Genomic DNA, 14,306 nt, shown 5'->3' on the forward strand with positions numbered 1-14,306 from the left:
TCTGTCTCCTGAAATAATCTTCTCTTCACTGGACAGGGCAGACTCAGTCCTGAACCAAATGGATAACAGAAGAGAAAATTCATGATGAAAAAGTCTAGCCTGACGCCGTGAAAGCGCCAGTGAGCTCACCGCTGCGTTATTTGAATGAACCATTTGGTGAAATCGGCGGGTATGATAAATCTGTTAAATTGTTTAGTGCAATTGTTAATGAATGATTTCGCATTATTTGAGTAATGGAAACAAAAAGCCCGTCATCACGACGGGCTGGAGAGAAGTGTGATTAGACCGGCATCGATTTACGTATCGCGCTCAGCAGCGTCTGGGTGGCGGCGGAGAGCGGGGCATCCACGCGGGTTAATACCCCAATGGGTTCGCCGGGACCGGGTGTGGTCACTGGCAACGCCACCAGCGAGCCCTGACGTAGATCCTCTTTCACCGCCCCGGACGGGACAAACCAGACATAGTCATAATCGACCGTCAGCTGACGCGACAGCGAGGCCGAGAGGGTTTCAATGCAGCCTGGTGGCAGTTTGCATCCCTGGGTTTGCAGCAAGGTTTCGGCATTCTGGCGCGGCACGGTGCCTTTCGGCGACACCACCACCGGCCACTCCATCACCCGGCTGAGGGTCACGGTATCGTTGAGGATCGGATGGCGCGGACGTACCACCAGCTTCAGGGATTCCAGGAAGAGCAGCTCATAGTTCAGGCCGCTCATCAGCTCCGGGTCCGACATTCTGCCGATCCCTAGATCCAGTTCGCCCGACTTCAGGCCCGCCAGCAACATGGTGTTATTCATGGTGGCGACCTGCAGGGTGATGTTGCGCTGCTGCTTGTGGAACTGGCCGATGACCGCCGGCAAAATGCCCAGCGCCGCGGTGGGCAGGGCACCAATGCGCACCACATCGGGCACCACATCGTTACGCCGCGTCAGCGACTGGCCTGCGGTATTCAGGGCATCCAGGACTTTGACTGCGTGGGTCAGGAACTGCTCCCCCACCAGCGTCAGTTGTGCGCCCAGGCGCCCGCGTTCGAACAGCCGGGTGCCGGTGAGTTGCTCCAGCTCGTTCAGCGTTTTTGAAAGCGCAGGCTGGCTGAGGTTAAGGGTTTCAGCCGCGCGCCCAAGTGTACCCTGCTGAGCGACGGCCACAAAAGTGTGCAAATGGCGCAGACGAATGCGCTGAGAAAACAAACCATTTTTTTCCATAAGCGATGTTAAAAACAGAGCCTTCAACGTGACAAGGAAAGTTATTTAATTTTGATAACTTGATAGCAAAATATCGTTAACATTTCATCAGTTTTAGTAAAGCATTGAATAAAATCTGTCGCTTACATGCGCTATCAGGGGCGGCCAGGGAGGAGATTATGAGGAAGAAAGCCATTTTGCATAACAAAATGGCAACATCAGACGGGCTATGCTTCCCGCATTGCATAGGCGTGGCGCTGGCAAATATGACAACGATCCGCCTCTGAGGAGAAGGTGTAGAAGGTGTGATGGCAGCTGCGACAGGTTTTTGCCGCAAACGGATAGCGTTGTGGCGTTGCGACCTGTATCTGATGCGCGATGCGGATCGCATCGGAAAAACAGACTGCGGTACAACTGTTACACCCCGTACAGCGGGCAGGATCCCACTCCAGCGCCGTCTCAGTGAGCTGAAGCGCGTTTTCAGGGCAGGCTCTGGCGCAGGCGCCGCAGGCCACACACCGGGATAACGACAAGGAGAGCTGGTACTCGCTGAAGGTCGATAAGAGCGCTCTGCGGGCGCGGCGACCAACGCGGACCCGGCCTGACTGGACGTTCTCCTCGGGGATGCGTAACCAGTGGCGACGTAGCGGGTTAACGGCGCGGGGCGTCGGCGGAAAAATCTGCCACTCCGGCTCCCGGAGTTGCCGCAGGGTAAGATTTAATTCGGCGACGGCCCGGACCCACACCGGATGGGCCGCGCTCTCCAGTTCCACGCCCCGGATGGCGTACTGGAAATGCCACATCAGCAATTCATCGGCGGTTATGCAGGCTGAAAACGGCGCGACTAAGCGATCGGCCTGATAGTTCCTGAGCGCAGGTGACAGATTTTCTGGCGCGTCGGTGGGGCACGGAAACAGGCAGTTACCGCAGCGCAGACAGCTCGCGTCATCGATCGTCTGCCCGGCGGCGGAAAGGGTAATGGCCGCCACCGGGCACGCGTCTGCGCAGGCGCGACAGGGGTGGCGAGGGAAGGTGCTGCGTAAACAAGAAGCCCCCACGCCGGGGGGCGCAGGGGGCTTAGCGTTAAGGCGAAAAATAGCCATCAGTGAATATTAAAGAAAACAAAGCGGAACGCGATCTCCGCCAGCACCAGCAGCCCGCCACCGACCAGGAGCCCGGTTCTGCGGTTGCGCCAGCCACTGACGGCAAAGAGTACCGCCCCGAGGACGGAGGCTATCCAGCTCCCCAGGCGCAGCCCTTCGAGCCGGGCAAATGCCTCCAGCGGCTGATGAGGCAGCGTCACCACGTTTTTCAGCGGCGCGTTGGCAAGATAATCCATGTACGCAGGCTGAGCCAGCAGGCGGATCGCGACAATACTCACCACGAACACCACCGCCAGGCGCATCAGGGTGCGACGCGTCTGCATCACCGCATCGGTGTTCAGAACGGGCAGCCAGGCCATCGCCACTGCGCCGAGGATGCCCACTGCGCCATAGAACATTAGCCAGGTGTTGAAATGCATCCAGGTGATGATGGTGCTGTTGGCGTAGATGGCACTCATGCACCAGACGTCAATCAGCCCCAGCACTGCCGCAACGGGTAACAGGAAGCTGACGAGTCTCTTTTTCACCAGCAGGATCAGCGTACACAGCCCCAGCACAGCCAGGTAGAAGCTGGCAAAGACGATTTCACGGCTTAACCACGAGCTGGCGACGTGGCGCAGCGCGTTAAAGGCATTGAGCGGATAGCCCAGGTGCAGGGTGGAGGCGATTAACCCCAGGCCGCCCATTACGCAGGCTATCAGCAATACCGGCAGCAGCTGACGCGTTGCCTGCGGTACAGGTTTTGCCGCCCCTGCGCCGAATGTGAGGAACAGCGTGATGCCAACGGAACCCTGTACCAGAAGGGTAAATATCAGTAATGGCAACTCATGCATGCGGTTGCTCCTCTTTCTCTGCCCCCTGGTGCGGCTTGATCACCAGGTTAGGATGCGTGATGGATGAATCCGGCAGTCCCTGCACATCGCAGATGCTGCCGTAGCGGGCGCGCAGCTCGTCAATCGGGCCGAACTTGATAGCACCCAGCGGGCAGGTGGCGACACAGACGGGCTGCTCTCCTTTGGCCTGTAGATCGACGCAAAAATCGCATTTGGACATCTGGCCCGTCTCTTCATTCATCTGCGGCGCGCCATAAGGACACGACCAGGCGCAGTAGCCGCAGCCCACACACTTGCGGGTATCAACCCGCACGATGCCGTCGCCGGGCCGCTTGTGCATGGCCGTTGTCGGGCAGTTTTTGGTGCAGATCGGATCTGCGCAGTGGTTGCAGGAGATCGACAGGGTATAGGCGAAGACGTTCTGCGCCATGCCGCCCTGGCCGGTCGGGATAAACCCGCCGCCTTTCACCTCGTAAACGCGGCGGAAGCGACGCCCCACCTCGAGATTATGTTTATCCTTGCAGGCCACCTGGCAGGCTTTACAGCCTGAGCAGCGGGACGAATCGATAAAGAACCCCAGCTGTTTATCGCTGACGGGAGGAAAATCATTAAACTGCTGCGTCATACTTTGCGACCTCCACAAGCATGGTTTGATGAGCATTACCTTTAGCAAGCGGAGTGATACGCGCCGAGCTAAGAACGTTTGGACAACCGCCGAGATCGACGCCGTTGGCGTCCGGTTGCCACCAGGCGCCAGCCTGCATGGCGACGACGCCAGGCATGATCCGGACGGTCACTTCTGCCGGCACCTGGCAGATGCCGCGCTGGTTATGAATACGGACCGTGTCTCCCTGGCGAATGCCGCGTTTCTCCGCATCCAGCGGGTTGATCCACAGCTTCTGGACCTGCACCTCCTGCAGCCACGGGTTGGCGTACTGGGTGGAGTTAGCGCGGTTTTTTCCCTTCCAGGTGATGAGCTGCAGCGGGAACTGTTTCGTCAGCTCATCTTCAGGGCCTTCCTGGGCTGGAACGTAGTGCGACAGGGCAGGGATGTCCGGGTTATGCATGTCATAGAGCCGCTTTGAGAAGATCTCAATTTTGCCCGACGGCGTCGGGAACGGGTTATTCTCCGGGTCGCGGATGTTCGCTTCGAAGGCGATAAGCGGTTTGCTTTTGAACAGATGCTGACGCTGTTGCTGTAACTCGCTAAAGGTAGGCAGATGTTCATCTGGCATGGAGAGGCGCGTCTGCTCCCAGATGTGTTCAATCCACTCTTTCTCACTGCGGCCTTCGCTAAACTGCGCTTCGATACCCAGCTTCGCCGCCACCTCGCGCTGCCAGTCATAGTCAGAGCGGCGTTCGAACTCAGGCTCAACGATCTTTTCGGACAGAATCAGGTAGCTGCCTGTTCCCCATGTCTCGCCGATGTTCCAGCGCTCCATAAAGCTGGTTTCCGGCAGCAGGAGATCCGCATAGCGGGCGCTAGGCGTCAGGTAGAGATCGCTTGCGACAATAAACTCAATTTTGGATTCATCTTCCAGGACTTTTACCGCCTGATGAATATCCGGGTTCTGGTTGGCGAGGTAGTTGCCCGCCAGCGAGAACAGGAGCCGAATATTGCTCTTCAGCTGCGTTGCCCCTGTCAGGCCATCTTCCGGCGTCACCTTGCTGGCGTCATCGGCGGCTTGCACCCAGTTCATGATCGAGATTTTTTCTTTCACCGGGTTGTCAGGCATCTCCGGGCCAGTGGCAAACTTACGGTTGCCGATGCCGCCGTAGCCCGCTGCCCAGCCGCCTTTTACGCCGACGTTACCGGTGATGGTCGCCAGCAGCGTGGAGCCACGGGCGGTGCGCTCGCCGCAGATATGGCGCTGCGGCCCCCATCCCTGGATCAGCGCCGCAGGTTTGGTGGTAGCGTAGTCGCGGGCGAGCTGGCGAATGGTCTGGGCCGGGACGTGAGTGATTTTTTCCGCCCATTCCGGCGTTTTCACCACACCATCTTTTTTGCCCATCAGATAGGCCACCAGCGACTCGTTAGCAGGTACCCCTTCCGGCATGTTCTCCTCATCGAACCCCAGGGTATAGCGATCGATAAAGGCTTTATCGTGCAGGTTTTCGCTGACGATGACGTACATCATCGCATCCATCAACGCGTTATCTGTTGATGGTAAAAGCGGAACCCACTCATCGGCCAGCGACGACACGGTATCGGAGTAGCGCGGGTCGACGACAATAAAGCGGGTGCCGTTCTGCTTCATCTGCTGAAAATAGTGGTTGGTATGGCCGAAAATGGTTTCCGTCGGGTTATGCCCCCAGAGGATAACCAGGCGCGTATCCTGCAACGTATCAAGGGAATTGCCGGTAGCGACCGTGCCGTAGGTATAAGGTGTGGCGGCGGCGGTATTGCCCATACTGACGGAGTGGTAATATTCCAGATGCCCGCCGGTCAGGTTCAATAAGCGGCGCATCATTTTATCGCCGGAAAAAGTGCCGCCGCTCACTGCGGTATTATTGTGCACGAAGCGGGATTCAGGTCCGTATTTATTCGTAATGCGGGTAATATTATCCGCGATAAGGGTTGTCGCCTCATCCCAGGATATGCGTTCAAATTTACCTTCGCCACGTTTACCCACCCGTTTCATTGGATATTTCAGACGATCGGGATGATAAACAAATTTACGATAGCTACGACCGCGCACGCAGGCTCGCATCACCGGCATATCGGGATCGAGTGCGGCATCCGGCCGGGTCGTAATCTGGGTAACCACGCCATCGGCAATATGCGCACGAATATCGCACTTACCGCCGCAGTCAAAGGTACTGCAGGTTTGCACCACCCGTGCGGCAGGCGTCGTACCCACCGCAGGGGCCTCTGCGCCAGGCGTGGAGGCGCTTGCACGCCCGGAGGTCAAAAAAGGCAAAGCGATGGCGGCGGAACCCGCCTTCAGGAAACTTCTGCGCGACACCCCGGACGGGAAGTCATCTTCATTGTTTTCAGGTACAGACATATTATTCCCTCATAAAAAATAGCCTTATTTTCCCTGATGCTTTAAAAGGGGTAGTTGATATTTATCAAAGAGGGTAATTAACCAGGATTAACGGCGGAAAATTCAGACTATTGCGATAATAATTATCATTTATTCTTAGTGCGGAAATTGAACAAATAAATCGGCCATAGAGTTAACGGCAACGAGAATATCAATAAATAATCAGAATAATAAAAGTTAAAATATGTACAGTGCTGCCCCTGTTAATAATGCAGGATATAAATGTTTGTTAGGGGATATTTTCGTTTCACTTAAGACCGGGTGTTTTATCCTCCTTGAACAGCGAAGCATGAAAAACAGACAGCTAACCACTCAGATCACAATTCGTAAATTCTTCCAAACAGCAGCAACGGCCTTCTCTACACTCCAGGTAATATTCACTGGAGGCATGACATCATGGCGAACACCATCACGGCTGATGATATTCGGGAAAACTTTTCGCAGGCTATGTCGGCGATGTACCAGCAGGAAGTTCCGCAGTACGGCACCTTGCTGGAGCTGGTAGCGGATGTGAATCTGGCGGTACTGGAAAATAACCCGAAGCTGCACGAACAACTGGCCAACGCGGATGAACTCGCCCGCCTCAACCTCGAACGCCACGGGGCGATCCGTGTTGGTACGGCCCTGGAGCTGGCGACCCTGCGGCGTATGTTCGCCATTATGGGGATGTTCCCGGTCAGCTATTACGATCTCTCCCAGGCCGGGGTGCCGGTCCACTCGACCGCCTTTCGCCCGGTAGACGATGCCGCGCTATGCCGTAACCCGTTTCGTATCTTTACCTCGCTGCTGCGCCTTGAACTGATCGACAATCTTGCCCTGCGCGAGAAAGCGGCAAAGATCCTTGCCCGTCGCAACATCTTTACTCCCCGCTGCCTGGCGCTGATTGAACTGCACGAGGCGGAAGGGGCGTTCACCCCGGCGCAGGCCGATGAGTTTGTCCAGGAGGCGCTGGAGACTTTCCGCTGGCATCGTCACGCCACGGTCGATCATGAGACATACCTGGCGCTGCACAACGAACACCGGCTGATTGCCGACGTGGTCTGCTTCCCGGGCTGCCATATTAACCACCTGACGCCGCGCACGCTGGATATCGACCGGGTGCAGGCGTTAATGCCGGAATACGGCATCGAGCCGAAGATGCTCATCGAGGGGCCGCCGCGCCGGGAGATGCCGCTTCTGCTGCGCCAGACCAGCTTTAAGGCGCTGGAGGAGCCGGTACTGTTTGCCGGAGAAGCGCGCGGAACCCATACCGCGCGTTTTGGCGAAATTGAACAGCGCGGCGTGGCGTTAACCCCGAAAGGGCGCGAGCTCTACGATCGCCTGCTGGCGGAGGCCGGAACCGGCAAGGATAATCTGACCCACCAGCTGCATCTGCAGGAGGTTTTCCAGGCCTTTCCCGACAGCGATATCTTCCTGCGCCGCCAGGGGCTGGCGTGGTTCCGCTATCGCCTGACCCCGGCAGGAGAGGCGCACCGCCACGCCTTTGGCCCCGGCGACGATCCGCAGCCGCTCATCGAGCGCGGCTGGGTGGTCGCCCAGCCCATCACCTATGAAGATTTCCTGCCGGTGAGTGCCGCCGGGATTTTCCAGTCCAACCTTGGTAACGAGACCCAGGCCCGCACTCGCGGCAATGCCAGCCGTGATGCCTTTGAAGAGGCGCTGGGCTGCCCGGTGCTGGACGAGTTCACCCTCTATCAGGAAGCGGAAGAGCGCAGCAAGCGACGTTGCGGTTTGCTTTAAAAACGGTACTCTGCGGGGATGTGATAGCAACTGAAGGTCGATATGGAAAACGTCTCTTCCCCGATAGTGACCACGTGCCAGGGCGATATCTGCGGCATAACCGATGGCGATGTACAGGTCTGGCGCGCCGTTCCCTATGCCGCGCCGCCGGTGGGCGCATTACGCTGGCGTTCGCCGCAGCCGGTGGCAAGCTGGCAGGGCGTGCGTCAGGCCATCGCCTTTTCGCCGTCGAGCTGGCAAAGTAGTGAGTACTGCCAGCAGTTGGGTGGGGGCGATCCGGGCCGTTTCTCGGAGGATTGTCTCTATCTGAACGTCTGGTCGCCGATGGAACGTGCCGCGCCGCTGCCGGTAATGGTCTGGCTACACGGCGGCGGCTTTACCATTGGCGCAGGCGGGCTGCCGCCCTACGACGGTAAAGCGCTGGCCCAGCGCGGGGTCGTGGTGGTGACGCTTAACTACCGGCTCGGCCATCTGGGCTTTTTTGCCCATCCGGCGCTGGCGGGAGAAGAGGAGCGGGTGGTACATAACTTTGCCCTGCTCGATCAGATAGCGGCCCTGGAGTGGGTGCGCGACAACATTGCTGCCTTTGGCGGTGATCCGGCGAACATCACTCTGTTTGGTGAATCTGCCGGGGCGCGTAGCGTGCTGTCATTGCTGGCCTCGCCGCTGGCAAAGGGGCTGTTTCATAAGGCGATAATCCAGAGCGGCTACACCCTGCCGGACACGCCCCGGGAACAGGCGCTTAAAAAAGGCGAGGCGCTGGCGGCCCATTTTGGACTGGAAAACGCCACCGCAGAGCAGCTGCGGGCGATCCCGCCTGAGGCTTTCTGGCCGCTGACGGCACCGCTCAACATAGCTCCCGCGCCGATCCATGGGGATTGTGTCTTGCCGGAGCCGATGCTGGAGGTCTTTTTTGCCGCCCGCCACCATCCGGTGCCGATCATGGTCGGCTCCAACAGCGATGAAGCGAGCGTGATGGCGGTGTTTGGCATCGATCTCGCCGGGCAGATCCAGAAGCTGCGCCGGGAGCGGCGGCTGGGACTGGGGCTGATCAAGCTGCTCTATCCCGGCGTCAAAGATGATACCGAACTGGGGCGTCAGGTATGCCGCGATATGGCCTTCACCACCCTGGGATTTGTGGTGATGCAGGCCCAGCAGCGGGTAGGGGAGCCGTGCTGGCGCTACTGGTTCGATTATGTAGCCGAAGCCGAACATGCCACCTACATCAACGGGGCCTGGCATGGCAACGAGGTGCCGTATGTGTTTGATACGCTCACCCTCGCCGAGCCTGCCCGACAGTATGTTAATGCCAACGACCTGGCCTTTGCCGCCCAGGTTGCCGACTACTGGGTCAACTTTGCCCGCCATGCCAGCCGGGAGTGCGACACGCTGAATGGCCCGACGCGCTGGCCTGCCTGTCACCGCAGGCGGGACGTTTTACTACGTATCGGAGTGAATAAACATGCGGGTTTTAAGCTTGAAAATCGATTTATGCGCGCCCGCATGGTGCTGTTTAAACGGGTGATGAAGCACCACGTCAGCCTGGATTAAGCAGACACGCGCGAAAGGCGGCCAGCCCCGCCGCTTTGCCGCGCGACTCCCGCAGCACCAGCCGGTAGCTGGCGCCGGTTCTTACGCTGCTGGCATAGGGCCGCACCAACCGCCCGGCGCGGATATCCTCCGCCACCAGCGTCTCGTCGGCAATGGCGACGCCCAGTCCCTGAATGGCGGCAGTGATCGCCAGATCCATGGTGTCGAAGTGTTGATTTTTGTGCATGGCAGGCGGCTGTACGGCCTGTTTCTCCAGCCACAGCGACCAGTCGGTCTTATCCCGCGTCGGGTGCAGGTAGGTAAGCGACTCCACCGCTGTGCCCTGGCGCAGGGGACTTAATACCGGCGTTAATGCCTCTTCAAACAGCAGATCGCCCGCGCTCAGGTGGGTGCCAAAGACAATGGCGGCATCATAGGATTCGGTTTTGAAATTGACGCTGTGATCGTTGGTGGTGGTCAGGGCAATCTGCAATTCAGGCTGCTCACGCTCCACCTGCAACAGCCGCGGTACAAGCCAGCGCATGGCGCAGGTGGGCACCTTCAGGCGCACCACGGTTTGTTGCGCCCGGGCCTGATCTGCCACGGTGAGAAAGTGTTCATACGACGCGCGCAGATCCGGCAGCAGGGCGCTGCCCTGAGAGGAGAGACGCAGCCCGCGGGCGTGGCGCTCAAACAGCGGAAAACCAAACCAACTTTCAAGGGCGGCGATCTTACGGCTCACCGCCCCCTGGGTCAGGCAGAGCTCTTTTGCCGCATGGGTCAGATTCAGGTGTCGGGCGGTAATAATAAATGCCTCAACGGCAGTGAGCGGGAATGCGCGATGCGACACAGAACCTCCAGGTATGATTTTTTATCATGGCTATTATGACAACAATTCGATTGTCGCCACAATAGCGTTCAGGTTGAATAGTTATGCATTATTCACCAGAGGAAATTCCGATGACGCTGCGTACTCCGATACAACCCCGTTCCAAACTGCCGGACGTTGGCACCACGATTTTTACCGTTATCGGTCAGCTCTCCGCTGAACACAATGCCATCAACCTTTCTCAGGGTGCGCCGAATTTCGACTGCGATCCCGCCCTGGTGGCGGGCGTTCACCGCGCCATGCAGGCGGGCCACAACCAGTACGCCTCCATGACCGGGCTGGCGTCGCTCAAGGAACGCATCGCCGATAAGATCGCCTACCTCTACGGCACGCAGTACGATCCCGCCAGCGAAGTGTTAGTTACCGCCAGCGCCAGCGAAGGGCTCTACTCGGCCATCAGCGGACTGGTGCATGCTGGTGATGAGGTGATCTACTTTGAGCCGTCGTTCGACAGCTACGCGCCGATTGTCCGTCTGCAGGGCGCTACGCCGGTGGCGATTAAGCTGACGGTGCCGGATTTTGCCGTTAACTGGGATGAAGTGCGCGCCGCCATTACTTCGCGCACCCGGATGATTATCGTCAACACGCCGCATAACCCGAGCGGGCAGGTCTTCTCGGCGGAGGATCTGGCGCAGCTTGCGGCGATCACCCGCAACACCGACATTATTATTCTCTCTGACGAAGTGTACGAGCACGTGGTCTTTGACGACGTGCCGCATCACGGCATGGCCACTCATCCGGGGCTGGCGGAGCGCAGCGTGATCGTCTCGTCGTTTGGCAAAACCTACCACGTCACCGGCTGGCGCGTCGGCTACTGTGTCGCCCCGGCGCAGTTGATGGATGAGATCTGCAAAATCCATCAGTTTTTGATGTTCTCTGCCGATACCCCTATGCAGTACGCGTTTGCTGAACATATGGCCGATCCGCAAACCTGGCTGTCGCTGGCGGCGTTCTACCAGCGCAAACGCGATCTGCTGGTCAACCTGCTGGCCGATTCACCGTTCCGTCTGCTGCCGAGCGCAGGCTCCTTCTTCCTGTTGGCGGATTACAGCCACTTCAGCGATGAACGCGACAGCGAGATGGTGAAACGGCTGATTGTTGATTACGGTGTTGCCACAATCCCGCTCTCGGCGTTCTATACCGACGGGACAGATAACAAATTAATCCGTCTCTCTTTTGCCAAAGATGAGGCGACATTACGGGCAGGTGCGCAGGCCCTGTGTCGGGTAAAACCACGCTAAGGAGTTTAGTCATGAAAGTAAAAGCCTTCGTTGTCGGCCTGGGGTTGCTGTGTTCGTTTTCCTCACTTGCTGCAACCGAATTACGTTACGGCGTAGAAGCAGAGTATCCGCCCTTTGAGAGCCGTAACGCCTCGGGTGAGCTGGAAGGGTTTGATATTGAGCTGGGCAATGCGATTTGCGCGGCGGCGGCCCTGAAGTGCAGTTGGGTTGAAACCTCGTTTGACGCGCTGATCCCGGGGCTGGTGGCGAAGAAATTCGACGCCATCAACTCGGCGATGAACATCACCGACCAGCGTCGCCAGAGCATCGACTTTACCCAGCCGATCTACCGTATTCCGTCTCAGCTGGTGGGCAAGACCGGTAGCGCGGTGGACGCCACCCCGGAAGGGCTGAAGGGCAAGACCGTAGGCGTGTTGCAGGGCTCCATTCAGGAAACCTACGCCAAGGAGCACTGGGAAAAACAGGGTGTCACCGTGGTGTCGTATAAAGATCAGAACATGGCCTGGGGCGATCTGCTGAATGGCCGTATTGACGCCTCGCTGGTGATGTCTGCCGCCGGGCAGGCGGGTTTCCTCAGCAAGCCGCAGGGGAAAGGCTTTGGCTTTATCGGTAAGCCGGTCGCCGATGACACCATCCTCGGCAGCGGGATCGGCTATGGCCTGCGTAAAGGCGATGAGGCCACCAAAAAGCAGCTTGATGCCGCTATTGATAAAGTCCGTGCTGACGGCACCATCGACAAACTCGCGCAGAAGTACTTCCCGGGCATTGATGTCAGCGTGAAATAATCATCTTACCCTTAGCCTCCGACGATGATGTCCGTCGGGGGCTTTTTTCAACATAACTTTACCTCCGTTTCAGGCAATTCCCCTCGACAGAAAATTCTTTCGCGCTTTGTTCATATTCTCGCCTGCCAACAATTGGATTCTTAACCGTTTTTGTTTAGGCTGTGCCCTTTTAATGATGTTCTTTCTTGCCGTTGTTTCGCCTTAAGCGAAACCCACCACCCCACGACCATAAGGACGTTTTTCCAGGCATGAATCGCAGACGTTTTTTAAAAGGATCTCTGGCCGTAGCCGCAGTGAGCGGGACTTCCGGTTTCGCCGCACTCTTTTCCCAGGCGGCCAGTGCAGCTGAATCGGATATTGCGGACGGCACCAGCCGCCGTTTCGACTTTTCTGTGCTGCAATCCATGGCTCACGACCTGGCGCAAACACCGTGGGGTGGTGCGCCGCGTCCGCTGCCGGATACGCTCGCCACATTGACGCCGCAGGCGTACAACAGCATCCAGTACGATCCAAAGCAGTCGCTGTGGAACAACATCGAAAACCGCCAGCTTGATGTGCAGTTCTTCCATGTCGGGATGGGCTTCCGCCGTCGGGTGCGCATGTTCTCCCTGGATAACCAGACCGCCCAGGCGCGTGAGATCCACTTCCGCCCGGAACTCTTCAACTACCACGACGCAGGGGTCGATACAAAGCAGCTGGAAGGGCAGAGCGACTTAGGCTTCGCCGGTTTCCGCGCCTTTAAATCGCCCGAGCTGGCGCGCCGCGATATCGTCTCTTTCCTCGGCGCAAGCTACTTCCGCGCGGTGGATGACACCTATCAGTATGGGCTCTCCGCCCGCGGCCTGGCGCTGAACACCTACGCCGACAGCACCGAGGAGTTCCCGGATTTCACCGCCTTCTGGTTTGAAACCGTTAAACCCGGGGCAACTACCTTTACGGTCTACACCCTGCTCGACAGCCCGAGCATCACCGGGGCCTATAAGTTTGTGATCCACTGCGAGAAGACGCAGGTGATCATGGATGTCGAAAACCATCTCTACGCCCGTAAAGAGATCCAGCAGCTGGGTATTGCCCCGATGACCAGCATGTTCGCCTGCGGCAACAACGAGCGTCGCGTCTGCGATACCATTCATCCGCAGATCCACGACTCCGATCGTCTGGCGATGTGGCGCGGCAACGGTGAGTGGGTTTGCCGTCCGCTGAATAACCCGCAAAAGCTGCAATACAACGCCTATACCGACAAAAACCCGAAAGGTTTTGGTCTGCTCCAGCTTGACCGCGACTTCTCCCACTATCAGGACATCATGGGCTGGTACAACAAGCGCCCAAGCCTGTGGGTTGAGCCGCGTAACCAGTGGGGCAAAGGCACCGTCGGGCTGATGGAGATCCCGACCACCGGCGAAACCCTGGATAACGTGGTCTGCTTCTGGCAGCCGGAAAAACCGGTGAAGGCGGGGGATAAACTGAACTTCCAGTACCGTCTCTACTGGAGCGCCAGGCCGCCGGTCCGTTCTCCGCTGGCAAACGTGCTGGCTACCCGCACCGGCATGGGCGGCTTCCCGGAAGGCTGGGCCCCTGGCGAGCACTACCCGAAAGTGTGGGCGCGCCGTTTTGCGGTCGATTTTGTTGGCGGCGATCTGAAAGCGGCCGCGCCAAAAGGGATCGAGCCGGTGATCACCCTCTCCAGTGGCGAAGCGAAGCAGATTGAGATCCTCTACGTGGAGCCGTTCGATGGCTATCGCATCCAGTTTGACTGGTACCCGACCAGCGATTCGACCGATACGGTGGATATAAGGATGTTCCTGCGCTGCCAGGGCGAAGCGATCAGCGAAACCTGGCTGTATCACTATTTCCCGCCCGCGCCGGATAAACGTCAGTATGTAGACGACCGCGTAATGCGTTAAGCCTTTGCCGGGTGGCGGCTGCGCCTTACCCGGCCTACGAACGGCACCAAA

At 58.1% G+C, this 14,306-nt stretch carries 11 protein-coding genes; 5 read left to right on the top strand and 6 right to left on the bottom strand.

Annotated features, from left to right (window positions below):
* Positions 1-280 precede the first annotated feature (280 nt).
* The 5 genes from DVA43_RS05645 to DVA43_RS05665 form a co-directional block, all read right to left on the bottom strand.
* Positions 281-1,204 carry a LysR substrate-binding domain-containing protein gene (locus DVA43_RS05645; protein WP_103822086.1) on the bottom strand — a complete coding sequence of 308 codons (924 nt, stop codon included), beginning with the start codon at positions 1,202-1,204 and terminating at the stop codon, positions 281-283.
* 206 nt (positions 1,205-1,410) lie between these two features.
* A complete protein-coding gene (locus DVA43_RS05650; protein ID WP_114314846.1) occupies positions 1,411-2,286 on the bottom strand; it encodes a 4Fe-4S binding protein in 876 nt (291 codons plus the stop codon).
* On the bottom strand, positions 2,286-3,119 hold the full coding sequence (locus DVA43_RS05655) for a DmsC/YnfH family molybdoenzyme membrane anchor subunit (protein ID WP_114314847.1): 834 nt from the start codon (positions 3,117-3,119) through the stop codon (positions 2,286-2,288). The genes DVA43_RS05650 and DVA43_RS05655 overlap by 1 nt, the downstream gene beginning before the upstream one ends.
* Positions 3,112-3,744, bottom strand: coding sequence for a DMSO/selenate family reductase complex B subunit (locus tag DVA43_RS05660; protein ID WP_103822083.1), 633 nt, complete (start codon positions 3,742-3,744; stop codon positions 3,112-3,114). The genes DVA43_RS05655 and DVA43_RS05660 overlap by 8 nt, the downstream gene beginning before the upstream one ends.
* Positions 3,728-6,127 carry a DMSO/selenate family reductase complex A subunit gene (locus DVA43_RS05665; RefSeq protein ID WP_114314848.1) on the bottom strand — a complete coding sequence of 800 codons (2,400 nt, stop codon included), beginning with the start codon at positions 6,125-6,127 and terminating at the stop codon, positions 3,728-3,730. The genes DVA43_RS05660 and DVA43_RS05665 overlap by 17 nt, the downstream gene beginning before the upstream one ends.
* Positions 6,128-6,562: 435 nt before the next feature.
* On the opposite strand from DVA43_RS05665, the gene DVA43_RS05670 reads away from it, so the two are divergent.
* Together DVA43_RS05670 and DVA43_RS05675 are read left to right on the top strand one after the other, a co-directional pair.
* Positions 6,563-7,906 (top strand): VOC family protein, encoded by a 1,344-nt coding sequence (locus DVA43_RS05670; RefSeq protein ID WP_114314849.1) that lies wholly within the window; start codon positions 6,563-6,565, stop codon positions 7,904-7,906.
* Between the two features lie 42 nt (positions 7,907-7,948).
* Positions 7,949-9,457 carry a carboxylesterase/lipase family protein gene (locus tag DVA43_RS05675; protein WP_114314850.1) on the top strand — a complete coding sequence of 503 codons (1,509 nt, stop codon included), beginning with the start codon at positions 7,949-7,951 and terminating at the stop codon, positions 9,455-9,457.
* On the opposite strand, the gene DVA43_RS05680 is transcribed toward DVA43_RS05675, so the two are convergent.
* Entirely contained in the window at positions 9,444-10,286 is an 843-nt protein-coding gene (locus tag DVA43_RS05680; protein WP_114314851.1) for a LysR family transcriptional regulator, read from the bottom strand. The two genes, DVA43_RS05675 and DVA43_RS05680, sit on opposite strands and share 14 nt — an antisense overlap.
* Before the next feature lie 110 nt (positions 10,287-10,396).
* Between DVA43_RS05680 and DVA43_RS05685 the strand changes: the two genes are divergently transcribed.
* The 3 genes from DVA43_RS05685 to DVA43_RS05695 all read left to right on the top strand — a co-directional run bounded on the left by DVA43_RS05685 (position 10,397) and on the right by DVA43_RS05695 (position 14,255).
* Positions 10,397-11,566: a pyridoxal phosphate-dependent aminotransferase gene (locus tag DVA43_RS05685; RefSeq protein ID WP_114314852.1), complete on the top strand. Its 1,170-nt coding sequence runs from the start codon at positions 10,397-10,399 to the stop codon at positions 11,564-11,566.
* Positions 11,567-11,577: 11 nt separating this feature from the next.
* Positions 11,578-12,351: an ABC transporter substrate-binding protein gene (locus DVA43_RS05690; RefSeq protein ID WP_103179733.1), complete on the top strand. Its 774-nt coding sequence runs from the start codon at positions 11,578-11,580 to the stop codon at positions 12,349-12,351.
* Positions 12,352-12,599: 248 nt separating this feature from the next.
* Positions 12,600-14,255 (top strand): glucan biosynthesis protein D, encoded by a 1,656-nt coding sequence (locus DVA43_RS05695; protein ID WP_114314853.1) that lies wholly within the window; start codon positions 12,600-12,602, stop codon positions 14,253-14,255.
* Positions 14,256-14,306: the final 51 nt, after the last annotated feature.

Source organism: Leclercia sp. W6 (genome assembly GCF_003336345.1).
Taxonomy (GTDB): Bacteria; Pseudomonadota; Gammaproteobacteria; order Enterobacterales; family Enterobacteriaceae; genus Enterobacter.